This is a genomic window from Actinomadura rudentiformis (assembly GCF_008923185.1).
Lineage (GTDB): Bacteria > Actinomycetota > Actinomycetes > Streptosporangiales > Streptosporangiaceae > Spirillospora > Spirillospora rudentiformis.
In genome coordinates this window covers 104,566-126,187 of record NZ_WBMT01000026.1, presented here as the reverse complement: position 1 = coordinate 126,187, position 21,622 = coordinate 104,566, and the positions used below count along the sequence as shown (strand labels likewise).

General features: G+C 67.6%; 20 protein-coding genes and 1 pseudogene. 9 read left to right on the top strand and 12 right to left on the bottom strand.

Annotation, left to right across the window (positions count from 1 at the left end; all coding sequences use genetic code 11):
* Positions 1–78 precede the first annotated feature (78 nt).
* On the bottom strand, positions 79–699 hold the full coding sequence (locus F8566_RS42235; RefSeq protein ID WP_192810141.1) for a DM13 domain-containing protein: 621 nt from the start codon (positions 697–699) through the stop codon (positions 79–81).
* A 170-nt stretch (positions 700–869) separates the two neighbouring features.
* On the opposite strand from F8566_RS42235, the gene F8566_RS42230 reads away from it, so the two are divergent.
* A complete protein-coding gene (locus F8566_RS42230) occupies positions 870–3,539 on the top strand; it encodes a glycoside hydrolase family 2 protein (RefSeq protein ID WP_151568704.1) in 2,670 nt (889 codons plus the stop codon).
* Between the two features lie 42 nt (positions 3,540–3,581).
* On the opposite strand, the gene F8566_RS42225 is transcribed toward F8566_RS42230, so the two are convergent.
* Positions 3,582–4,418: a dienelactone hydrolase family protein gene (locus F8566_RS42225; protein WP_151568701.1), complete on the bottom strand. Its 837-nt coding sequence runs from the start codon at positions 4,416–4,418 to the stop codon at positions 3,582–3,584.
* 90 nt (positions 4,419–4,508) lie between these two features.
* Between F8566_RS42225 and F8566_RS42220 the strand changes: the two genes are divergently transcribed.
* Positions 4,509–5,258 carry a TetR/AcrR family transcriptional regulator gene (locus F8566_RS42220; protein ID WP_151568699.1) on the top strand — a complete coding sequence of 250 codons (750 nt, stop codon included), beginning with the start codon at positions 4,509–4,511 and terminating at the stop codon, positions 5,256–5,258.
* A 99-nt stretch (positions 5,259–5,357) separates the two neighbouring features.
* Here F8566_RS42220 and F8566_RS42215 read toward each other — a convergent pair whose 3' ends face one another.
* Complete coding sequence (locus F8566_RS42215) at positions 5,358–6,104, bottom strand: hypothetical protein (RefSeq protein WP_225994017.1); 747 nt, start codon at positions 6,102–6,104, stop codon at positions 5,358–5,360.
* Positions 6,105–6,200: 96 nt separating this feature from the next.
* Entirely contained in the window at positions 6,201–7,490 is a 1,290-nt protein-coding gene (locus F8566_RS42210; protein ID WP_192810140.1) for an alpha/beta hydrolase, read from the bottom strand.
* A 181-nt stretch (positions 7,491–7,671) separates the two neighbouring features.
* On the opposite strand from F8566_RS42210, the gene F8566_RS42205 reads away from it, so the two are divergent.
* Positions 7,672–8,049 carry a hypothetical protein gene (locus F8566_RS42205; RefSeq protein WP_151568692.1) on the top strand — a complete coding sequence of 126 codons (378 nt, stop codon included), beginning with the start codon at positions 7,672–7,674 and terminating at the stop codon, positions 8,047–8,049.
* On the opposite strand, the gene F8566_RS42200 is transcribed toward F8566_RS42205, so the two are convergent.
* A complete protein-coding gene (locus F8566_RS42200; protein WP_151568690.1) occupies positions 8,024–9,166 on the bottom strand; it encodes an acyl-CoA dehydrogenase family protein in 1,143 nt (380 codons plus the stop codon). The two genes, F8566_RS42205 and F8566_RS42200, sit on opposite strands and share 26 nt — an antisense overlap.
* Before the next feature lie 74 nt (positions 9,167–9,240).
* Between F8566_RS42200 and F8566_RS42195 the strand changes: the two genes are divergently transcribed.
* Positions 9,241–9,945 carry a MerR family transcriptional regulator gene (locus tag F8566_RS42195; RefSeq protein ID WP_151568688.1) on the top strand — a complete coding sequence of 235 codons (705 nt, stop codon included), beginning with the start codon at positions 9,241–9,243 and terminating at the stop codon, positions 9,943–9,945.
* A gap of 350 nt (positions 9,946–10,295) precedes the next feature.
* On the opposite strand, the gene F8566_RS42190 is transcribed toward F8566_RS42195, so the two are convergent.
* The 3 genes from F8566_RS42190 to F8566_RS42180 form a co-directional block, all read right to left on the bottom strand.
* Complete coding sequence (locus tag F8566_RS42190) at positions 10,296–10,745, bottom strand: YdeI/OmpD-associated family protein (protein ID WP_151568686.1); 450 nt, start codon at positions 10,743–10,745, stop codon at positions 10,296–10,298.
* A gap of 113 nt (positions 10,746–10,858) precedes the next feature.
* Positions 10,859–11,203, bottom strand: coding sequence for a VOC family protein (locus tag F8566_RS42185; protein WP_151568684.1), 345 nt, complete (start codon positions 11,201–11,203; stop codon positions 10,859–10,861).
* 181 nt (positions 11,204–11,384) lie between these two features.
* Positions 11,385–11,720, bottom strand: a complete 336-nt coding sequence (locus F8566_RS42180) for a hypothetical protein (RefSeq protein WP_151568683.1) — start codon at positions 11,718–11,720, stop codon at positions 11,385–11,387.
* On the opposite strand from F8566_RS42180, the gene F8566_RS42175 reads away from it, so the two are divergent.
* The 3 genes from F8566_RS42175 to F8566_RS42165 all read left to right on the top strand — a co-directional run bounded on the left by F8566_RS42175 (position 11,696) and on the right by F8566_RS42165 (position 13,448).
* Positions 11,696–12,868 (top strand): helix-turn-helix domain-containing protein, encoded by a 1,173-nt coding sequence (locus F8566_RS42175; RefSeq protein ID WP_151568680.1) that lies wholly within the window; start codon positions 11,696–11,698, stop codon positions 12,866–12,868. The two genes, F8566_RS42180 and F8566_RS42175, sit on opposite strands and share 25 nt — an antisense overlap.
* Positions 12,865–13,071 carry a DUF397 domain-containing protein gene (locus F8566_RS42170; RefSeq protein WP_151568678.1) on the top strand — a complete coding sequence of 69 codons (207 nt, stop codon included), beginning with the start codon at positions 12,865–12,867 and terminating at the stop codon, positions 13,069–13,071. The genes F8566_RS42175 and F8566_RS42170 overlap by 4 nt, the downstream gene beginning before the upstream one ends.
* A 101-nt stretch (positions 13,072–13,172) precedes the next feature.
* Positions 13,173–13,448 (top strand): hypothetical protein, encoded by a 276-nt coding sequence (locus F8566_RS42165; RefSeq protein ID WP_225994016.1) that lies wholly within the window; start codon positions 13,173–13,175, stop codon positions 13,446–13,448.
* 7 nt (positions 13,449–13,455) lie between these two features.
* Here F8566_RS42165 and F8566_RS42160 read toward each other — a convergent pair whose 3' ends face one another.
* Complete coding sequence (locus tag F8566_RS42160) at positions 13,456–13,920, bottom strand: transposase (RefSeq protein ID WP_225994029.1); 465 nt, start codon at positions 13,918–13,920, stop codon at positions 13,456–13,458.
* A gap of 139 nt (positions 13,921–14,059) precedes the next feature.
* Positions 14,060–14,197 carry a hypothetical protein gene (locus F8566_RS50495; RefSeq protein ID WP_192810138.1) on the bottom strand — a complete coding sequence of 46 codons (138 nt, stop codon included), beginning with the start codon at positions 14,195–14,197 and terminating at the stop codon, positions 14,060–14,062.
* Between the two features lie 177 nt (positions 14,198–14,374).
* On the opposite strand from F8566_RS50495, the gene F8566_RS50490 reads away from it, so the two are divergent.
* The gene (locus F8566_RS50490) at positions 14,375–14,524 is read left to right on the top strand and encodes a hypothetical protein (RefSeq protein WP_192810137.1); all 150 of its coding nucleotides are present in this window, start codon (positions 14,375–14,377) and stop codon (positions 14,522–14,524) included.
* Positions 14,525–15,544: 1,020 nt separating this feature from the next.
* Here the strand turns inward: F8566_RS50490 and F8566_RS42155 are convergent.
* Positions 15,545–16,816 (bottom strand): HNH endonuclease signature motif containing protein, encoded by a 1,272-nt coding sequence (locus F8566_RS42155; protein ID WP_151568674.1) that lies wholly within the window; start codon positions 16,814–16,816, stop codon positions 15,545–15,547.
* A gap of 784 nt (positions 16,817–17,600) precedes the next feature.
* Here F8566_RS42155 and F8566_RS42150 point away from each other — a divergent pair.
* Positions 17,601–18,843, top strand: a pseudogene (locus F8566_RS42150) (IS256 family transposase).
* 1,163 nt (positions 18,844–20,006) lie between these two features.
* Here the strand turns inward: F8566_RS42150 and F8566_RS42145 are convergent.
* A complete protein-coding gene (locus tag F8566_RS42145) occupies positions 20,007–21,578 on the bottom strand; it encodes a polyamine aminopropyltransferase (RefSeq protein ID WP_404800397.1) in 1,572 nt (523 codons plus the stop codon).
* Positions 21,579–21,622 lie beyond the last annotated feature (44 nt).

The following is a 21,622-nucleotide window of genomic DNA, read 5'->3' as shown; positions in this document are numbered from 1 at the left end:
ACGCCGTCGTGCGGCGTCAGAGTGTGGCGTCAGAGTGCGGCGTCAGAGTGTGGCGTCGCGGCTTGGTCCCGTGAACGGTCAGGTTCTGATCGGGGCGGCGGCGAAGACGGAGTCGAATCGCTTGCACCAGATGACCACGCTCTTGTACTGGCTGAGGTCCACTCCGGCCGCGATGGAGTAGTTCGAGCTGCCTTTGTTGCCCTTGAGCGTGCCGAGGTTGCGGTAGTCCGGGCTCAGGTTCTGCTGGGTCTCGTGGCCGCCCTTGGAGAGCACGACCTTGAGGTCTGGGCCGTTGGAGGTGTCGAGGTCTTCCAGGCGCAGCGCGTACGAGCCGTCAGCGTGCTTGTAGACCTTGACCTTGCCGGTCGTGGTCCCGTGCGAGATCGACTGCCAGCTGGAGGTGCTGAAGACCTCCTGCGTCCGCGCCACCGTTCCCTGGGCCGCCCCTTGAGCCGCCCCCTGTCCCGCTCCCTGAGCCGCACCGGCCGCGGGCGCACCAGACCCGGCCGCGCCGGCTGCGGGTGCGCCTGGCACCGGCGGGGCGGCGGCGGGCGGCGCAGCCTCGTTCGCGGTCTGGTCGACCCACAGCTTCCACGGCTGGAACGCGGCGAGGGCGAGGGCGGCCACCAGCCCCATGGCCAGGACGCCGGCGGCAGAGATCAGCTTGTGCCTGAGGATCAGGCTCTTAACGTTCTTCATGCCGGGTACAACGCCGCCAGCCGCCGGGGAAGGCCCGATTTCTTCTTACGTACCGCTTACGGCATTAGTTAGGGAGCTTTCTTTACGAAAACCCCGAAGCCGTTTATCGTCACGATCAGACCGGCGCGGTGTCCGGGGGCGGCCGCGCAGACCTGCTCCCGGAGGTGTCCATGCCGGTCAGAGGCACGCTGCTGGTCAAAGGCGCGCGAGCCACGTTCGTCCAGTACGTCTCCATCCTCGTCACGACGTTCGCGCTGCTCCTCATGGTCGGCGCCTGCGCGACCGGCGGCGACGCCCGTGCGGCCACCGTCGGCTCGGCCAAGCTCACCTCCGGCTGGGCCCTACGCTCAGCAACCGGCCTGGCCGATGCCGGCGACGTCATCTCCCGGGTCGGCTACGGCACCGCCGGCTGGCACCCGGTCACGCTCCCCTCGACGGTGCTGGCCGGGCTGGTCGACAACCGCGTCCACCAGAACATCTACTTCGGCCAGAACCTCAAGAAGGTGCCCGACCTCACCACCCAGAAGTGGTGGTACCGCGGCGAGTTCAAGGCGGCCGCCTCCGGACCCGGCCAGGCGTACTGGCTCCGTTTCAAGGGGATCAGCTACCGCGCGCAGATCTGGCTGAACGGGACGCGCCTCGACGCGAACGCCGTCGGCACACTGGTGCACCACGAGTACGACGTCAGCAAACTGATCCGGCCAGGAGAGGCGAACGCCCTCGCGATCCTCGTGACACCGCCCGCCCACGCCTGCAAGGACCTGTCGATCTGCACGGTCGATTGGAACCACGAGGCACCCGACATGAACGCGGGCGTGTGGGGCGACACGATCCTGGAGACCACGGGACCGATCGCCCTGCGCGACCCGTACGTCCGGACCGTCCTGCCCCTGCCCGCCACAGACTCCGCTGACCTGACCGTCTACGCCGACGCGGTGAACGCGACCAAGGCCCCGGTGACGGCCAAGGTCAGTGGCACCATCAGCAAGGCGGGCCATCCGACGATCACGTTCAGCCAGAACGTCACGCTCGGCGCCGGTGAACGCCGCGAGATCGCCTTCAAGCCCCTTCACGTGAAGAAACCCGCGCTCTGGTGGCCGCACCAGTACGGCAAGCCCGAGCTCTATCACCTGAAGCTCCGCGCGGACATCGACAAAGCGACATCGGACATCAAGGAGATCGACTTCGGAATCCGGCAGTTCACCGACTACCGCAAGTCCGTCAACGGCACCTCATGGGCGGCCTACAAGGTCAACGGCCAGAACGTGCTCTTCCGTGGTGGCGGCTACGTGTGGGACCTGCTCCAGCGCTGGGACACCAGGACGAACGCGACCCACATCCAGTACGTCAAGGACATGGGCCTGAACACGATCCGCCTGGAGGGCACCCTCGGCAACGAGGAGCTCTACGACCTGGCCGACCGGAACGGCATCATGCTCATGCCCGGCTTCGTCTGCTGCAGCGCCTGGCAGAAGGACAACGCGTGGACCGCCGAGCAGACCAAGGTGGCGATGGCCTCCCTCGACAGTCAGATGCGCGCCCTGCGCCACCACGCGAGCCCGTTCATGTGGAACTACGGCAGCGACGAACCGCCGACGCCGGCTCATCTCGCCACGTACAAGAACATCGCCGCGAAGCTGCACTGGCAGAACCCGACGGTGGACAACGTCGCGACCTGGTCGAACCCCGACGCGGGCATGAAAATGGACGGCCCTTACGTCTGGGAGCCGCCGGTCCTGTGGTGGGACACCACCCGTGTCGGGAGCGCGTTCGGCACCACCGGCGAAGAGGGCACGCAGGCACCGCCGCCGCTGGAGAGCGTGCAGAAGTTCTTGGCGCCGTCCGACCAATGGCCTCTGTCTGATGCCTGGAACTTCCACGCCGGGCGTCCATCGACCCCCTTCGACACGACCACGCATTATGACAAGGCGATCGACAACCGCTACGGCAAGGCGACCGGCGCGGCCGACTACGCCCGCAAGGCCGAGCTCCAGAACTACGAGAACACCAGGGCCTTCTTCGAGGCCTGGAGCGCCCACAAGTACACCAGGTCGTTCGGGACCATCTTCTGGATGCTCAACAACTCCTGGCCGTCGGTCCAGTGGAACCTGTACGACTACTTCTTCAAGCCCGGCGGCGGCTATTTCGGCACGAAGAAGGCCACCGAGCCCGTGCACATCGCGTACGACTACAACACCGGCAAGGTCCATGTGGTCAACTCGACGCTCACCTCACGCGCCGACCTCCAGGCGACCGCGACGTTCCACACCATCCCCGACCTCACCCAGAGGCACAGCACAACCAGATCCGTCACCGCACCTGCGAACGCCTCGTCCGAAATCATGAAGGTCCCGGCGGTCGGCGGGTTGTCTCCCACCTACTTCATCCGGCTCCAGCTGAAGGACTCCTCCGGCGCGGTCGTCAGCGACAACCTCTACTGGAACTCGACCAGGCCCGACGAGCTGGGCCCCAAGTCCGACTGGCACCACACCGAGGTCAAGACGTACGCCGACTTCAGCGGACTCAACAGCCTGCCCGCCAACCCTGCCCTCGCCGCCTCTGCCACTCGCACCAGCGCGAACGGGAACGAGACGGCCACCATCAAGCTGACCAACACCAGCCCGAAGAACCTCGCGTTCTTCGTCCGCCCCGAGATCACTGCGGGCGCCGACGGCACCGAGGTCCTGCCGATCACCTATTCCGACAACTACGTCTCGCTCTGGCCCGGCGAGTCCACCACCATCACCGCCACCTACGCGACTCGTGACCTGGGCGGCAAGCCGGCTCACCTCCGCATTCGCGGCTACAACGTCCCCACCAAGTCGATCCCGATCTCCTGATCCCCCCGTTGGCCCGTTGCCACCGGCAGCCCGTTGGTCCCGTCAGCCTGTTAGCCCGTCAGGAGTTTTGAGGAGGCGGCTGCGGAAGAGGTCCAGGACCTGGTTCAGGGCGGCGCGGGTGGGCTCGTCGGGCGCGTCGATGAGGTGCTCGGTCAGCACGGAGTGCCGTTTCGTGAAGGCGTCCGGGTTCGCGCAGGCGTCGTCGAGCTCGACGGCCACGAAGGCGTCGCCGAGCTCGCGGCGCAGAAAGTCGAACCGGCTGCCCGGCACCAGCGTGTCGCCCTCGAAACGGAGCCCCAGGACGGTCAGTCCGTTGGCGCACCTGCCCTTGACCTTCGCCAGGTCCTCGGGCGAGATGTCGATGGCCTCACGCTGCCGGCGCATGAGAGGGAGCGGCAGCGAGGGCTGGGACAGGACCGGGGCGAGCAGGCGATCGTCGGTGGCCATGGCGAGCGCGAAGCCTCCCGTGAAGCACATGCCGACCGCGCCGACTCCGGGGCCACCGGACCGTTCGTGCTCGCTCGCCGCGAGGGCGCGGAGCCAGTCGACCACCGGCGAGGTCTTGCCGGTGGCCAAGACCGTGAACTCCCTGCTGATGCAGGAGGGCACCAGCGAGGAGGCCACGTAGGACGCCGTCGCCCGCCAGCCGTGCTCCTTGGGGTGCGGGTCACGGCCAGGGCGGCCGAACAGGTGCGGCATGACGGCGGTGCAGCCGATGCCCGCGACCATGCGCGCGAACTCGGTCACCTTCGGCGTGATGCCGGGAATCTCCGCGATCACGATCACCGCGGGGCCGGTGCCCCGCCGGTAGATCGTCCGGGTCTTGCCCTGATGCGTGAACGTCGCGGTCTCGAAATCGCGCAGGTCGTCATCGGCCATGGGCCACCTCCGGGGGTCAAGGTTGCTTGAATTCCACCATGTAAGGCACTACTGACAACCGGGCCCACTGCCCTGAACTATGGTGATCGGATGCCGGACTCATCGCCGCGTCGGCTGCCCAGGGGGCGGTACGCGCTGTCTCGCGAAGAGGTCGAACGCATCCAGCGCACGCGGCTGTGCACCGCGATGGCTGAGGCGATGACCGAGAAGGGCTACGTGGGCACCTCCGTCGAGGACGTGCTCAAGCGGGCGGTGGTGTCCCGGCAGAGCTTCTACCAGCTGTTCGACTCCAAGCTCGACTGCTTCATGACCGCCTTCGCCGGGGCCGGCGACCTGCTGCTGCGGCGGGTGCTGGAGTCGGTAGGAGTGGACGAGGCCACCGGGCAGGCGCGGCTGGAGGGCAGCCCGCTGGAGCGGTTCGAGCGGGCGGTCACCGCGTACCTGGACGTGCTGGCGACCGAGCTGCCGTTCGCGCGGCTGTTCCTGGTCGAGGTGTACGCGGCCGGACCCGACGCCATCCGGCGGCGGAGCGAGGTGCAGGTCACGCTCACCAACGCGCTCGCCGACCTGCTGGAGGTCACCGGCGAAGCCGGCCGCTTCACCTGCCAGGTGATCATCGCGGCGGTCAGTGCCATGGTGACCCCGCTCGTGGCCGCCGGCGATGTGGACGGGCTGCGCGCCATCGGGCCGCCGATGATCGACCATGTCCGCCGGCTGTGGGAGTCCGGCACGTTCGGAACGCCCCAACCCGCGGGCTGCGAGACTCAGACCGCCGGAGGGACGCGTCAGGCCATCGGGGAGCCACCGGGCAGTTCGAAGCCGAAGATCCATCCGGAGTAGCCGACGACGAGCACGCCCGCGTCCGGATCCACCCCCAGCCTTGGACGCCACCGGTCGCGGCGACGCACATCGGCAGCGGGCCGTCGCATCTGAAGACGTTCACGCGGTCAAGACGGAGTAGACGAGGGCAATCGCGATGGCGAGGCCGTACGCGATCGTGACGAGGCGCACGGCGCGGAGGCGGCGCGCCTCGTTCCAGCCGATGAACGCCAGGAGCCAGGCGAGCGCGGGCAGGACCAGCACACCGTGCAGGCTCACCCCGTGTGCGAGCTTGAGGAACCCGGTGACGGCGTAGGCGGTCTCCTGGCTGCCGGTGTCGACCTCGATCACACCCCGGGCGATCATGGCGGCTCCGGTGGCCAGGCCGATCATCAGTGTCACGAATCCGGCCCGCAGCGCCAGCCGCATGTCACCGGACAGCCCCACGCCGGGCCGGAAGGCGGCCACGGCCATGATGCCGAGCACCACGATGAGCACGCCGCCGCCCGCCGCGAGCACCGTCGAGACCGCCGAGTCGAACGCCGTCTCCCGGTTGATGTGCGACGGCACGCCCCGCCAGGCCTGCAGGGTGATGCCGCCGACCTCCACGAAGCAGTCCGCCGCGAAGACCCCCAGCAGGACGTTCCGGAGCCGTTCGCTGAGCTGCAGGTACGAGGCGACCCAGGTGATCGTGATCAGCGTCAGTCCGAACGACAAGCCGAACGTGGCCGGCTTCCGCCAGGGCACGGGCCCCGCCCAAGGCCCGCCGTCCACAACGAACACCGCCAGATGGAAGAGCCCCGCCGCGACGAGGAAGGCGCCCAGTCCGTACCAGACCCGCTGCACCCGCCGCCTGCGCGCCGCCACCGTCGCAACCATCCCGAAGCCCCAATCCGCTTGAGAACGGCTTCATCGTGGGGCGGGAAAGGCAAGTGCCGCGTCCTCCAAGGGGAGGCTTCGCGCCTACTCCGAGTCGCGTACGCCGACCTTGGTGGCGCCGATGGCGGCGGTGATGGCGGGCCAGCTCCTGACCAGTTCGCGCTTCCAGTACGCCCACTTGTGCGTGCCCGGCCCGTACAAGTTGGCCGTGATGGGGACGCCCGCCTGCTTCGCGGCGTTCACGAATCTGGTGGCCATGTACCCGGAGAACTGTTCACCGACCCGCCCGGCGTGCAAGGGCTCCATGTCTGGGTCGTCGTACGGCCCGACACGGCCGTCACCCGAGGAGACGTAGACGCCGACGCCCTTGAGCCGGGACACCATCACGGTGGCGTCGTGCGCCTTCCAGTTGGCGCGGTCTCTCACCGGGTCGCCCCAGATGTCGTCGCCGGCGGCAGCGTTCAGCTGCATGAAAACAGTCGGCATACCAGGCGCGGTGATGTTGAGCGCGCCGCTGTAGGACGCCGCGTACTTGAACAACCCCCGGTAGCGCTGGGCATACGTGATGGCGCCCTGCCCACCCGATGACAGGCCGATTGCGGCCCGGGACGACCCAGCGTGGAAGTTGCGCTCCATCAGGGGGATGACTTCCTTGATGTGGAAGTTCTCCCACTGCGGGATGCCGCCCTTGCCGTCGTTCCACCAGTTGGTGTACGAGCCGTTCCAGCCGCCCTCGGGCATGACGACCATCACGTCATGGCCTGCGGCGACCTGCCGGATGTTGGAGTCCTTGGTCCAGGACGTGTAGCGGTTGTTGCCGCCGTGGAAGGCGTAAACAACAGGCCACGTCTTCGTGGTCTTGGACTTCCACGACTTGGGGAACAGAACGCGCGTCTTCACCTCGGTCCCGAGCGCCGGCGTGGCGATCGTGACGTCGTAAAGAGACGCACCGACCTTCTCCAGCTTGGTGATCTTCGCCCCGCTGTCGGCCGGCTTGAAGCCCGGCAGCCCCTTGGCCTTGGGCATCTTCGGCTTCGCCCCGCGCTTGTCACCGCGCAGGTCCGGGTCGTTCGGCGCGGGCCTCTCCCTGCCCGTGCTGAACGGATTGCTCGGCGGCTTCCGATTCGGCGACGTCACCGGCGGGGGCGAGGCCATCGACTCAGGCCCCGGCACGAAGTTGCCCGGGATCGACGGCGGCGTCGGCGTACCGGCCGCAGCCTGGGGACGCTCCTCACTACCACCCGCCCCGGTCTGCGCAATCGCGATCACGCTCCCGGACAGCGTGACGGCGATCGCGACGCCCGAAGCAATCGCGATCTTCTTGTCGATCGAGCGTCTCTTGATGCTCGCCGGCCTCTTGGTGTGCTTCTCCACGGCTCCCCAGTCCGCCGCTCCACACGGAACGAAACTTCGAAGGAAAGTTAGTGTTCCATCCGCCACAAACGCAGGCAACGACAACAAACGCGACATCAGGTCACGATTACCACTCGATTCCCCCGCCCCTTACCTCCGAGGTAATCGCTCCAGGCCAGCCCGAGGTGGAAGGGTCGCCGGCATGGAACGTGCGCTAGAGGTGGCGGCAGGCGGCCGCGTCGTATGGGGGGCACTGGCCTTGGCCGCGCCGGGTCTCAACCTGAAGCTGGCAGGCATGAGCAACCAGGACGCCCCCGAGCTGCGATACCTGATCCGGGTCTTCGGAAGCAGAGCCATCGCCCTGGGCCTGGGCTACCTCGCCAGCGACCCGGCAGCACGACGGCGCTGGCGGAAGCTCTGCCTGATGGTGGACGCCTGCGACACCGCAGCCGGAATCACCCACCTGATCCGCGGCGACGTCCCCCGCGCGACAGCAGCCGGCCTAGCCACAATCACCGGCGCCTACACAGTCCTGGACATCCTGGCCCTCCGCCCTACACCCCCAGAGACCGGCCGATGATCTCTTTCATGATCTCGGTGGTGCCTCCGAAGATGGTCTGGATGCGGACGTCCTGGTAGGCCTTGGCGATCGGATACTCGTTCATGTAGCCGTAGCCGCCGTGGAGCTGGACGCAGCGGTCGACCACGGTCTTGAGCATCTCGGTGGTCCAGTACTTGGCCATCGAGGCCTCTTCGGCGCTGAGCTCGCCCTTGACCTCCTTGGCGATGCACTGGTCGACGAACGCGCGGCTGACGGTGATCTCGGTCTTCATCTCCGCCAGCGTGAAGCGGTTGTGCTGGAACTTGCCGATCGCCCGGCCGAACGCCTCGCGGGTCTTGCAGTACTCCAGCGTCGTCTCGAACGCCTGCTCCGCGCCTGACACGGCCGAGACCGCGATGCACAGGCGTTCGCGGGCGAGGTTCTGCATGAGGTAGATGAAGCCCATGCCCTCTTCACCGAGGAGGTTCTTCGCGGGAATCCGTACGTTGTCGAAGAAGAGCTCGGCGGTGTCCTGGGCGTGCATGCCCACCTTGTCGAGGTTGCGGCCGCGTTCGAAGCCCTCCATGCCCCGCTCGACCATGAGGAGGCTGACGCCGCGCGCTCCGGCGTCGGGATCGGTCTTGGCGGCCACGATCACCAGGTCGGACAGGATGCCGTTGGTGATGAACGTCTTGGAGCCGTTCAGGATGTAGTCGTCGCCGTCCTTGACCGCCGTGGTCTTCATGCCCTGCAGGTCGGAGCCGGCGGCGGGCTCGGTCATCGCGATGGCGGTGATCAGCTCGCCGGAGCAGTAGCCGGGCAGCCAGCGGGCCTTCTGCTCGTCGTTCAGCAGCTGAACGAGGTAGCCGCCGACCACGTCGTTGTGCACCGCGAAACCGGGCCCGGTGGCCATCGCCCGGGCGAGCTCCTCGTTGAAGATCGTGTAGTAGCGGTAGTCGTCATTGCCGCCACCGCCGTACTCCTCGGGCATCTCGATGCCCAGCAGGCCCTGCCGCCCGGCCGCGAGCCACACGTCCCGGGAGACGATCTCGTCCTTCTCCCACTGCGCGTGGTACGGCGCGATCTCCTTCGCGATGAAGGACCGCACCATGTCGCGGAAGGCCTCATGCTCCTCGGTGAAGATCTCTCGCGCCATGCGGTCCCCTCGTAAGTGCTTGCTGATACAGGATTAATGTAACACTGGCACTGTCACATGAGGGAGGAGGTGCGATGGAGCTCACCATCGACGAGCTGGCGGGCCGCGCCGGAGTCAGCGTTCGCACCGTCCGCTTCTATGCCGGACGCGGTCTCCTGCCCCCACCACGCCTGCGCGGCCGGACTGGACTGTACGGCGCCGACCACCTGGCTCGGCTGGAGCTCGTCCGTGAACTGCAGTCGCTGGGCCTCACCCTCGCCGCCATCGAGAAGCACCTCGCAAAGATCCCGCTCGACGCCCAGCCGGAAGACCTCGCCCTGCAGCGAGCCCTGCTCTCTCCCTGGGCGCCCGAGCAGTCCGAAGAGCTCGACCGCCACGAACTCGACCGCCGCGCCGGGCGGCACCTCGACGACGAGGCCCTCAAGCGCCTCGAAGCCCTGGGAGTCGTCGAACTGACCGGCTCCGCCTCCGTCCGCGTGGTCAGCCCGGCCCTCCTCGGCATCAGCGCCGAGCTCGCCGAGCTGCCCATGCCGCTCGACACCCTCATCGCCTCGCATGAGGCCGTGGAGCGCTACACCACTGCGTTGGCCGCCGAACTGCAAGGCGTCTTCCAGGACACCGTGGTCCGGCCGTACCGCGAGCGCGGCCGTCCGCCCGAGGAACGCGAACAGCTCCTCGAACTCGCCACCAAACTCAAGCCACTGATGATCCAGTCGCTGGTCACCTCGTTCCAGCGCGCCGTCGACAAGGCCATCCGCCGCACCGTCCCCCACGACTGAGCGCCGTTACCGTTCTCGGCGCTGCGGAGCGACCGGCAAGCGGAGCCGGGAGTCGCGGGCGGACCTCAAAGCGCTCCCCAGGCCGGATCCGACACTGCGGAAGACGCCCCAGCCAGACTGACACCCGCCGTGACGCTGAACACCGCCGGACGTCTGTGCTTCCTCGGTCGCCTTAACAGCTCGAGCAGTTCGAACCCAACCTGGCCGCCTTGCTGCGGCCTCGTTCAGCGTGAGGTGACCCGGCGCTCCTGAAGTCGGCCCGCCGGCTCATCAAGTCAGACAACAACGCGATCTGGAACAGCACGGCAGCCCGCATCCTGGCGACCGCCGCATCGGCGTGCCCGCCGCGTCTAACCGCTGAGGATCGTACTGATCGCCTTGTCGATGCGCCGCTGCCGCGTCTCCGCGGTTTTGGCCGCCTCGATCGCGAGCACGTGCTTACGCCGGTGGCTGTACGCGAGGCGGTCGAACGCCGCGCGGGCGGCCGGGTCGCTGTCCAGCGCCGCGGCAAGGTCCGGCGGCTCGTTCACCACGCGCGGCTCGGTGTCGAGCTGGAGATCGACCTCGATCTCCTCGCCCTCGGCGATCCCGCTCGCCTTGCGGTTGGCGGCGCTGATCCCGATCAGAAGCTTGCCCCGCATGGCCGCCACCCGGCTGCGCCAGGTGTGGCCGTTGATCGTGATGACGACCGGCGGCCGCTGACCGGAGCCGAGGGCCTCGACGATCTCTGGCGGGACCTCGACCCCGTTGGCGTTGCCGGTGGCGGTGCGCTCCGCCGTCACCGTGGCTCGGAACTTCATGAGCGTTCTCCCTGCGTTCGTCTGCCGACGACTTGGCGCGGCCACCACGTTCGAGGCAGCACCATGTTGGAGAGACTCCTCAGCCGGATTCTGGAGAGACTGCCGCAGCCGGCTCAGGCATCCTGCAGGAGGCCGAACTGGTTGCCGTCGGCGTCCTTCAGGGTGGCGATCAGCCTGCCGCCACCGACGTCCTTGACGTCGGTGACGGTCTCCGCACCGGCGTCGAGGGCCGCCTCCACACTGGCCTTGATGTCGTCCACGTGCCAGTAGGCCACCGGACCCGTCATGCCGCTCTTGTGGCCGTTGGGGTCCAGGCCGATGTCCTGGCCCGCCACCTTGTAACCCACGTAGTAGGGCTCGTCAGCGTACGGTTCGACGCCCGCGAGCCCGGAGTAGACCGCCTTGGCCGCGGCGATGTCGGTGACCGGATAGATGATCGTCTGGATGCCCTTGGACATGGTGCGCTCCCTCTCTCGGATTCATTCACATCGTGTGACTTCGGCCTGGTGGGCCGCCTGTCCGGCCAGTTCGTTCGGGCCGTGACATCACGCTATGAGCCCAGGTGAGGGGTTGGCTTCTTCATTCGTGACCGGTCCCAGTGAAGATGATCCGAGACGTGCTCGGTGAAGACGCCAGAGGTCATGTGCGGCTGCCCGAGAGCCATGGCACCAGCAGGGCCGTGACCTCGCCGGCCGCACGCTCCACATCCGAGCAGCGGGCAAGACAAGCACCCGTCGACGACCAGAACCAGAGACCGTCCACCGTCACCGATTCGCCGATCGCCGGCACCCGCGCGGCGTACACCCGGAGCATCGGCGGATACTCGCCATAGCGCGGTTCCGCCGTCCAGCCACGCCGCCCCAGCTCAGCGGCGAGCCGGTCAAGGTGCTGCCGCGAAGTCGGTGCCCCCCGGGGAACGGGCCGCGCCGGCTCCTTCCCCGCGTCCGGTGATGAACGCGGCCGATCCACGTTCATCGGGCTCCTTCGAGAGCGGCACGCAGTTCGGCAGGACTGTCGGCATCGTGCGCGTCCACCTCATGGAGACGGCCGTCCGGAAGCGGCCCGCGCACAGCCCACCACCGGCCCCGATCGCTGAGGATGAATCGCCACCCCGGGAAGTCGGCGCGGAGCCCAGCCAGCGCGTGAACGTCAGAACTGGCACGTGTGTCCATCGGAAACCTCACGTCCGGTCGATCCGCCGAGTAACACGACCAGACTGTCCCCGGAGGGTTACCCTCTGCTATCAAGCGCTCTCAAGGAGATCTCAAGGGCCCCGCCCCCCGGAGGCTGCCATGTCACGACAAGGACGCGAGCTCGATCCCGACTCGCTCGCCGGCTTCTTCGGCGCCGAACTCCGCGCACGCCGCGAAGGAGCAGGCCTCTCCATGGCCCAGCTCGCCAAGAATCTCGGCTACACACCGCAGTGGATCGGCGCCGTCGAACTTTCTGACGAAGCACCGTCCGAAGACTTCGCCCGCGACGTCGACACCTACTTCCAGACCGGCCTCTTCCACCGTCTCTGGCGTGCCAACAAGCGCGCGATCAGAAACCTCGTTCTGCCGCTGGGCTTCCCGCGTTACCTGGCGCTGGAGGCCAAGGCCACCCTCATCCGCTCGTTCGAGACCCAGGTTCTTCCCGGGCTGCTCCAGATCGAGCCATACGCACGAGCCGTCCTGCGTGCAGGCCGACCCCGCAGCTCAGAGGAAGAGATCGACGAACTCCTCGCGGCCCGTTTGGAACGCCAAGCGCTCCTGACCAGCGCCTCCCCGCCCAACTGCCTGTTCGTCGTGGACGAGGCAGCGATCCGGCGCCCGTACGGCGAAACCGCTGTCCTCCAAGCCCAACTCGATCACCTTCACAAGGTGACTGCGCTCCCCAATGTCCAGTTCCAGGTGTTGCCCTTCAGCGCGGGCCCGCACGCCGCACTCGACGGCGCATTCCAGATCCTGAGTTTTGAGGACGCACCAGACGCGGTTTACGTCGATGGGCCGAGCAACGGGTGGTTCATCGAGAAGCCAGACATGGTCAACAGCTCGGTCTGGTCGTACGATCTCATGCGAACCAAGGCGGCATCCCCTGAGGAGTCCCTCCTGATAGTCGCTTCGGCATGGGGAGAGAAATGACCGACCGATCAACCGTCGTATGGCGCAAGAGCAGCTACAGCGGCGGCTCTGGCGGCGCCTGCGTCGAAGTCGCTGCCCTCGGCATCTCCGGCATCGCCGTCCGCGACTCCAAGAACCCTGGCGGCCCCTCCCTCACGTTCGACGCCGCCGGCTGGCGCGCGTTTACTCGCCGCATCAAGGCCTCCGAGCACGACCCGGCCTGATCTCCCGACGGGGCCACCCGCGCTAGTGCCGTGGCAGCGAACGTTTGCCCGGTTCGGGGGTCGCGTCGTCCGCGTAGCATCACGTGGTGATCAATATGTGGGTGAGCCGGGAGTTGACCGGTGAGGTCGTGGCGAGGGCGGGGTGCGGGCTGCCGTGGGAAATCACCCTCGGCGGCCTGGACCGAGCAGCGTTCCCCTTGCTCGGCGCGCTCGATCCGTATGGTGATACGGTCTTCAATCACCGGCAGATCCCGGCGCTGCTTGGGGAGCTGGATCGGCTCCCCGCCGAGCGCGGCGGTGCGTGGGTCGTTGAAGTCCGGGCTTTGTGCGAAGTGGCCCGCAGGACGCACCACTATCTGCTGTTCATCGGTGACTGATCCCGCGTCAGGCCACGTTGGCGCGGGCAACGACTTGGCGTCGCCGGGCGTTGTCTGCGTGGCGGTTCCGCCAGATGATGTAGCGGATCATGCTGGCCTGTTCCTTGTGGCTGCGGTGGTCGGTGCCGTCCAGGGCGACGTAGCGCAACGCGGTGAACTGGGCTTCGATGCGGTTGAGCCATGAGAAGTTCGTCGGGGTGTAGGCGATCTCGACGTTGTTCGTCTCGGCCCGGCCCGCCACCCGGCGGCACCGTCTGGTGGTCAGGTGTGGTGAGCAGTTGTCGCACACGATCGCGATGCGCACCTCGGCGGGGTAGAGGGTGCGCAGGTAGCGGCAGAACTGAAGGAACCGGGTGCGCTTCTTGCGGGGCTTGACGTGCCCGAACAGCCGGTCGCGGGTCAGGTGGTAGGCGGCGAACAGGCGCCGGACGCCGTCGTTGCGGTTGTAGGCGGAGCGGGCGCGGTTCCCGATCGGGGTCGCTGTCCTTGCCGCCGACCGCGGCCCAGTGCCGGCCGGGGTGCGGCATCAGGCTCAGCGGCCCGAACTCGTCCAGGCAGATCACGACGATCGGCTCGCCGGGCTCGGATATCACCTCGCCGTCGGCGATCGCCTACAGATGCTCGACGCGGGCCTTCTTCACCGCGTACTCGGGGTCTTTGGAGGTCTTCCAGGTCTTCATGCGTTGAAAGGAGACGCCCTCGTCACGCAGCAGGACCCGAAGGCCCTCGTGGGAGATGTCGTCGACCACCCCCTCGGCGACCAGGAAGTCCGCCAGCTTGGACAGGCTCCAGGTGGCGAACGGCAGGCCGTGCTCGACCGGCTTGGACTTCGCGATCTCGCGGCGTTCGGGCAGGTTGAACGTGCGCGGACGGCCACCGGCGCACTTCGGGTACAGCGAGTCGAACCCGTCGGCTTTGAAGTGTGGATGACGTCCCGCACCCGGACCTCGCTGGTGAGCGTCACCTCGGCGATCTTCGCGACCGGCATCTTCTGCGCCGACCGCAGCACCATCTGCGCCCGCCGCCAGATCACCACCGAGCCAGTGCCCCGCCGCACCATCCGCAGCAGACGATGACCCTCGTCACCGTCGATCTCCCCAACCTGGACCCGCTCCGCCATCTGCCAAATCTGATACACCAGCCCCGCCAGCGTCCCTCACCACACCGACAGGGCAAACGTTCGCAGCTACGGCACTAGATGTACCGGGCGGCCACGCAGGTCCGGCACGAGCGGCAAGTCGCCACGAGCGCGGGTCATCAGCTGTGGTTTCGGGGACCACCGCGTTCCGTACACAGACGGGGCCGGTGGCGCCAGGGCAGACCCGGACCGTCACCTACATGGAGGCAGCCAAGGGCAAGGTCTGCCGCTTCGTGACCGCGCTGGGCGGACCGGGCAAACCTGAGTGCATAGCAGCGCGCCGATCTGACGCCCGCCGGGTGCTTGCCGGGACAACCGCGCAGCCGCAGGCGAACGTGGGGAAGCCTGGCGCCGTCCAGGAGGGTCATGGCGTCAGCAGGCGCCCGCTCACGCCACCGCCGCCCACATCGCCACTGTGGCCGCCACGTTCACCCCGATCGTGCCGCGCCGCGCGTGCGAAATCCGCGCGCTGCGCACGGGATATCGGCTGCTGCGTCCTGACGAGATTCATTTCGGTGAAGGTCGAGGTCGGCGGGCTCGGCATCGGTCGCCCCTGGTGCGCGGCCGGTCGCCCGTCTACGGCCGGTCGCCCGTCTGCGGCTGGCATCGAGGTTGGGGCTCGAACTCGTCGGCGAGGTGAGTGGGAGGAAGGCAGCGCGCATACCTGACGGCTCGCGGGGGCCGGTGGAAGATTTTGCCGCGCTGCGTCCGGGGTATCCGCCGGTGCCCGTCATGGCAGTGCCGGTGCGGTGGCGGCCACGCGATGACGTGGTCAGTCACCCTTGCAGCGCTCGCGGCTTGGCGATGGGGCATGTAAGCGGCGATTGGCAGCTTGTATGGGCTTGCTCTTTGGCGGCTCGCGCCTGTGAGAAGGCCGAGGGCGGCTGCGTGAGTATGGGCGTGCCTGTAGGCCCGGTGCGGTGGTGCGCCGGGCTGCAGGCTGGGGTGTGGATGGTGGTCAGGCCGCCAAGTGGTCGTCGTGCCAGGGATTGGCGGCGGGATCGGGTGACCGTCCAAGTCTGCCGCGTCTGGATCTGGCGATCCCCTCAGGTGGCAGCGCCCGATATCGGTAGAGGCCGTCGGTCTTCGTAATCTGCATCTGGTCGGGGTGGGTGTGTTTCCACCGGTTGTGCCAGCCGCAGCACAAGGCCAGCTTGTCGATGTCGGTGGGACTGTTGCCCAGCGCCCACCCATCGACATGGTCGACCTCGCACAACAACCCCGGCACCTCACAGCCCTGCACCGCGCACGACTCATACATCGTCTCCAGCACCCGGCGTTGACCATGGCTGGCGATGCGGACCGCGTGGCCCAGATAGAGCGGCTCGTGGTCGGGGCCCAGGATCAGCGGTGAGACCCCGGCGGTCAGCGCCAGGCGCCGCACCTGCGCGGCCGGGATCGGCGTGCCATCACGCAGCCACCCCGGCTGGTCGTCCCCGGTCAGGGTGTCCAGGCGGGCGATGACGGTGATGCGGGTGTTGCGGTGCCCGCCCGACAGCACGGTGGTCAGGGCGGCGGCGGTGCGTTCGGCCAGATCGCGGCGGTCGTCGCTGCCGGCGGGCTTGGCCAACGGCGCCAGGGTGCCATCCAGGAGGGCGGTGTCTTCGGGATTGAGCCAGCCCTTGACATAGCAGCCACCATCCAACGACCGGCTCACCGCCAGCCACGACCGCTCATACCCACGCCGCACATCCTCCGGCGGCCCATCGTCACCGTTCCGTTCGGTCACCAGGTCATGAATCTTGTTACCGAGCCGCGCGACCTTCCCCGCCGACAACCCCTCGTTAGCAGCCTTCAGCAGGATGTCTTCGGCGGTGGCACAGTCGGCATCGCCCAGACGGTGGACGGCGTCGGCGATGGTCGCGGCATACCCATACGGCAGCGCACCGGTGGCCATCTGCTGGCTGACCCGCTCCAGCCGCGGGAGTTGCCGGGCCAGGGTGATGCGTTCCTTGGCACGGCCTTCACGCATGCCCATCCGGCACCGCAACCACGCCTGAGTGGAGGCGAAACCCCAGTGCTTCATCTCCCCGGTCCGGTCCACCACCGCAATCAACCCCGCCAATACGCACTCGGTCTGATCGATGGCGGTGGCCAATTCCTCGGCCAACTCCATGCACGCCGCCCCTGATTCGGGGGCGGGTCGTTGGACAAGTTGGGCAGCGATCGCGGCCGCCGCTTCCACCAATTGCGCGGTGGAAGCGGACGAAAGATCCACAATCGAATCCATACTGTTATTGTATCGCTACGTTCGGTGATTCAGCAAGGCATTGAGATGTATCGGCGACCATATCCGGCCACAAGATTTACCGGTGCCGGTTTGGGCGGTTTTGCGCGAATGCCTTTGTTGCTCGACCACGCGGACGAGCCGACATGCTTTTCCAGAATCAGCGCGTGTGATGGCCGTCATTGATGGTGGCCGAGCCAGTTGCCATCCAACGGTTGTCGCGTGATTGAGGGCGGGTGAGTCGGAGTTTAAGTCGGCTGATCTAGGTGGGTGGTTGAGCGGTGCCGAATTGACCCTTTTACGTGTCCGTGCGGCGCACTGTGTGTTGCTGTCACGTTGGTTGCGGCTGCGGATGTCCAGCCAGGGTGCGAAGGGTGAGGGTGGGCGGCTGCCTGGGATGCGCGAAATCCCGCGCTCCGCGCGGCTTAAGGCTCGAACATCAGCACCAAGAGACCTGCGCGTCCGAACGCGCCACGCCCCCGCCTCCTTTCTTGTCGCTGCCGCTTTTGGATCGTGAGCCCCATCCCGCCCGGCGGCCGGACCAGCTGCCGGGCCAACGGGTGACCGCTGCCGCCCACCGCAGAGCGACACTGCGGTAATCCACAGGTGCCCAGAGCCTCAGGCAACAACAGAACCCAAGGACAACCACAACACACACCAACACCCGCGGTTGCGTCCATCGGGGTGGTGTACGAGTTAGCGCAGGTCGGTGGCGTGGCGTCGTGAAATGAGACGGCCATCGCGTGATCCTTCGAATCGACGAAGATCAGAAGGAGAAGAGAACGCGATGGCCGTGGACAACAGTATGGACCCTGCGGGCTGGTTGGCCGAGCAGATCGGGGCGTGTGAGCCGGATCTGTTGCGGTCGATGGTCAAGACGATGGCAGAAGCTTTGATGTCGGCCGAGGCCGACGCGGTGTGCGGCGCCGGTTATGGCGAGCGCTCGGTTGAGCGGGTCAACCGGCGTAGTGGATATCGGGAGCGGGACTGGGATACCCGCGCTGGAACCATCGAGCTGGCCATCCCGAAGCTGCGCAGCGGGTCGTACTTCCCCGACTGGCTGCTGGAACGCAGGCGGCGGGCCGAGCAGGCGCTGGTGTCGGTGGTGGCCACCAGCTATCTACTGGGCGTGAGCACGCGGCGGGTGGACAAGCTGGTCGAGCAGCTGGGCATCAAGGGCATCTCCAAGAGCCAGGTGTCGCAGATGAGCAAGGTCCTGGACGCGCAGGTGGCGGCGTTCGGCAACCGGGCGCTGGACGCCGGGCCGTATGCGTTTGTGTGGGTGGACGCGCTCACCCAGAAGGTGCGTGAGGGCGGCCGGATCGTCAACGTGCACGTGCTGGTCGCCACCGGCGTCAACGCCGACGGGCACCGCGAGATCCTCGGGGTCGAGGTCACCTCGGCCGAGGACGGCGCCGGCTGGCTGGCGTTCCTGCGCGGCCTGGTCGCCCGCGGCCTGTCGGGCGTCCAGCTGGTCATCTCCGATGCGCACCGTGGGCTGGTGGAGGCGATCGGCTCGACGCTGCCGGGCGCGGCGTGGCAGCGCTGCCGCACCCACTACCCTGCGCAACCTGCTGACCAAGGTGCCCAAGTCCGCGCAGCCATGGGTGGCCACGCTGGTCCGCACGATCTTCGACCAGCCCGCCGACCAGGAAGTACACGCCCAGCACGCCCGCGTGGTGGCCACATTGGAAGCCAAACATCCCGACGCCGCCGTCCACCTGGACGAGGCCAAGGCCGACCTGCCGGCCTTCACCACCTTCCCGCGCGAACTGTGGCGCCAGATCTGGTCCAACAATCCCCAGGAACGGCTGAACAAAGAGATCCGGCGCCGCACCGACGTGGTCGGCATCTTCCCCAACCGCACCGCCATCATCCGCCTGATCGGCGCCGTCCTGATGGAACAAACCGACGAATGGACCAAAGCCCGCCGCTACATGGGCCTGGACTTCCTGGCCAAAGCCCGCCTGAGAATCATCCCAGGCGACACACCAGACCCCACGATCGACCAACAAGAACTCACCGCTTAACCTGCAGAAACAGATCACGCGAAGGCCGATCTTCTACACCACTCCGCTGGACGTGACCGGACCCGCTGGAGCCCGCGCCCCGTGCGGCCTAAAGCTCGAACACTAGCCACCAGCAAACCCGCACGTCGAACGCGCCGAACCCCCCACTTCCCTTTCTTGTCGCTGCCGCTTTTAGACCGTGAGCCCCATCCCGCCCGGATGCCGGACCGGCTGCCGTGCCAAGGGGGTGACCGCTGCCGCCCACCGCGAAGCGGCACAGCAACAACCCACAGATACACAAAGCCGCAGGCAACAGAACCCAGACCCGCTTCACCTCCCGCGCTCCGCGCGGCTTAAGGCTCGAACATCAGCACCAGCAGACCTGCGCATCCGAACGTGTCGCGCCCCCGCCTCCCTTCTTGTCGCTGCCGCTTTTAGGCCCCCAGCCCAACCACTCGACTGCCGGACGGAATGCTCAGCCAAAGGGGAGACCGCTGCCGGCATCCGCGAAGCGGCAAAGCGGTAACCCAGCAGATGCACAAACCCGCAGGTGGACAAGAACCAAAGCCCAGCAACATCTTTCTTCGCCGCCAAGGGCTGAGGCGAAAACGCGCCAATCCTCAGCCGGGTTACCGCGCCAGGCGGGGCGACCGTGGCAGCCAACGCTCACCCAAACCTCGAAACGGCGTCGCTTCCGGCAACACCTTTCCGGGTAGACAAGGCGTGCTTGATGCCGGGCTGCTCGATGGCCGGGCGTGCTCGATGGGGCAGGCAGGCTCTGGGGCTGTTGGCCAGCGGACCCGATGGCGCAGGCGAGTCCGATGAGCAGGCGCCCTTGATCCTGATGGAACTGGGCGCGCTAAATGGACAAGAGTGCCTGTATGGGACTGACGTACATGATGTGCCAGGTGGACGCGAAAGTCAGGCCAGGCCAAAAGACCAGGCAAGACTGATGGGGCCAGGCTGGTCGAATGATCGGTCGGGGCCGATGCACTGGGCGGGCCTAGTTTCGGCGGACTTGATGGGGCCCTCGGGCTTGATGGATCTGGCGGGCTTGATGGGTCAGGCGGCCAGGTTGCAGCCAGCAGCCGCGAGGTTGCGGGCGGGCGGCGTTGGCTCGCGAGGTGGTCGAGGTTGCGTGGCTACTGCGTGCCTGGGCGGAGGCCGTGGTTTAGGGCGGGGCGTCAGGTGTTGTGCCATTCGCCGCCTTCGTACTGGACGAGGCGGGGGTGGACGAGGGTGTTGACGTCCACGTCGCGGTGGCGGAGGTCTTTGCCGAAGACGGTGGCGGCGCGGAGTACGTCGGAGTCGAGGAAGCGCAGGTCGGGGGTTTCGGGCGCCAGCTTGAGCTCGGGGCGGGTCGTTCCGGGCACGGCCAGGACGTAGCCCCAGTCGCCGAAGCTCGGCACGTCCACGTGGTACGGGCTCGTGGCGAAGCCGGCCTCGCGGATGGTCTTCTCGATGCACCAGAACGACTTGGGCGCGAAGTACGGGGAGCCGGACTGGACGACCATGCGACCACCCGGCGCGAGGGCGCGCTTGACCAGGCCGTAGAACTCGACCGAGTAGAGCTTCGCGGTGGCGACGTCGTCGGGGTCGGGCATGTCGACGATGATCGAGTCGAAGCTCCCGGTCTGGCCGCGGAGCCAGGAGAACGCGTCGGTGGTGATCGTGCGGACGCGGGGGTCGTCGAAGGCCCGCTGGTTGAGGGCGGCGATCTCCTTGTAGGTGCGGGCCAGGCGGATCATCTCGGGATCCAGCTCGACCAGGGTCGCGCTGCGGACGTCCTTGTAGCGCAGCACCTCGCGCAGGGCCAGGCCGTCGCCGCCGCCCAGGATCAGGACCTTGCCGCGGGCACCTGACAGGGCCGGGTGGACGAGGGTCTCGTGGTAGCGATACTCGTCCACCGAGGAGAACTGCAGGTCGCCGTTCAGGAAGAGCCGGAGGTCGGGCTGGCCCGAGAGCGCCACCCGGCGGGTGATGATGATCTCTTGGTACGGCGTTCTCTTGGAGAGCGCGATCGGATCTCGGTAGAGCGCCTGGCGGGCGGAGACCTCGAAGCCGTCGGCCAGCAGGTACGTGCCGCTGAGAACGAGCAGGACGGCGCCCATGCCCGTCCACAGGGCGATGCGGGCCGCGCGGCCGATCTGGCGGCGGAAGAGCCACAGAACGACGGCGATGCCCGCGACCGCGTTCACCACACCGACCAGGAGCGCACCCTTGATGTGCCCGAAGACCGGCAGGAGGAAGAACGGGAAGGCCAGGCCGCCGATCAGCGCGCCCACATAGTCGGCGGCGAACAGGTCGGCGACCGCGCTGCCTGCGTCCTGCCGCCGGATGCGCTGGAGCAACGTCATCAGGAGGGGGATCTCCGCGCCGATCAGGGCCCCGACCAGGAACGCCACCACGATCAGCGCGGGCACGTAGAGGTTGAGCCAGGCGAACGCGGCGTACAGCGCGAGAACCGAGAGGCCGCCCAGCAGCGCCAGGGCGGCCTCCACGATCGCGAACGCGGCGATGGGCCGGCCCTGCAGCGGCTTGGCGGCCAGCGAGCCGACGCCCATCGCGAAGACCATGACCGACAACACGATCGACGCCTGCGTGACGGAGTTGCCGACGAGGTAGCTGCCCAGCGCCACCAGCGCCAGCTCGTACACCAGACCGCAGGCGGCGCACGTGAAGACGGCCGCCAGGACAAGGGCCCTGGCGGCCCTGGCGGGCAGCCGCAACGACGGCGGGCCGGTCGTGGCCTCCATCGGCGGGTCGGTCGTGCTCTCCATCAAGGACCTCCCCCGGTGCG

What these genes read in the sequence shown, in the direction of transcription:
- F8566_RS42235 (WP_192810141.1), bottom strand. Translation starts at nt 699, where the DNA reads ATGAAGAACGTTAAGAGCCTGATCCTCAGGCACAAGCTGATCTCTGCC.
- F8566_RS42230 (WP_151568704.1), top strand. Translation starts at nt 870, where the DNA reads ATGCCGGTCAGAGGCACGCTGCTGGTCAAAGGCGCGCGAGCCACGTTC.
- F8566_RS42225 (WP_151568701.1), bottom strand. Translation starts at nt 4,418, where the DNA reads ATGGCCGATGACGACCTGCGCGATTTCGAGACCGCGACGTTCACGCAT.
- F8566_RS42220 (WP_151568699.1), top strand. Translation starts at nt 4,509, where the DNA reads ATGCCGGACTCATCGCCGCGTCGGCTGCCCAGGGGGCGGTACGCGCTG.
- F8566_RS42205 (WP_151568692.1), top strand. Translation starts at nt 7,672, where the DNA reads ATGGAACGTGCGCTAGAGGTGGCGGCAGGCGGCCGCGTCGTATGGGGG.
- F8566_RS42200 (WP_151568690.1), bottom strand. Translation starts at nt 9,166, where the DNA reads ATGGCGCGAGAGATCTTCACCGAGGAGCATGAGGCCTTCCGCGACATG.
- F8566_RS42195 (WP_151568688.1), top strand. Translation starts at nt 9,241, where the DNA reads ATGGAGCTCACCATCGACGAGCTGGCGGGCCGCGCCGGAGTCAGCGTT.
- F8566_RS42190 (WP_151568686.1), bottom strand. Translation starts at nt 10,745, where the DNA reads ATGAAGTTCCGAGCCACGGTGACGGCGGAGCGCACCGCCACCGGCAAC.
- F8566_RS42185 (WP_151568684.1), bottom strand. Translation starts at nt 11,203, where the DNA reads ATGTCCAAGGGCATCCAGACGATCATCTATCCGGTCACCGACATCGCC.
- F8566_RS42175 (WP_151568680.1), top strand. Translation starts at nt 11,696, where the DNA reads ATGAACGCGGCCGATCCACGTTCATCGGGCTCCTTCGAGAGCGGCACG.
- F8566_RS42180 (WP_151568683.1), bottom strand. Translation starts at nt 11,720, where the DNA reads ATGAACGTGGATCGGCCGCGTTCATCACCGGACGCGGGGAAGGAGCCG.
- F8566_RS42170 (WP_151568678.1), top strand. Translation starts at nt 12,865, where the DNA reads ATGACCGACCGATCAACCGTCGTATGGCGCAAGAGCAGCTACAGCGGC.
- F8566_RS50490 (WP_192810137.1), top strand. Translation starts at nt 14,375, where the DNA reads ATGACGTCCCGCACCCGGACCTCGCTGGTGAGCGTCACCTCGGCGATC.
- F8566_RS42155 (WP_151568674.1), bottom strand. Translation starts at nt 16,816, where the DNA reads ATGGATTCGATTGTGGATCTTTCGTCCGCTTCCACCGCGCAATTGGTG.
- F8566_RS42145 (WP_404800397.1), bottom strand. Translation starts at nt 21,578, where the DNA reads ATGGAGGCCACGACCGGCCCGCCGTCGTTGCGGCTGCCCGCCAGGGCC.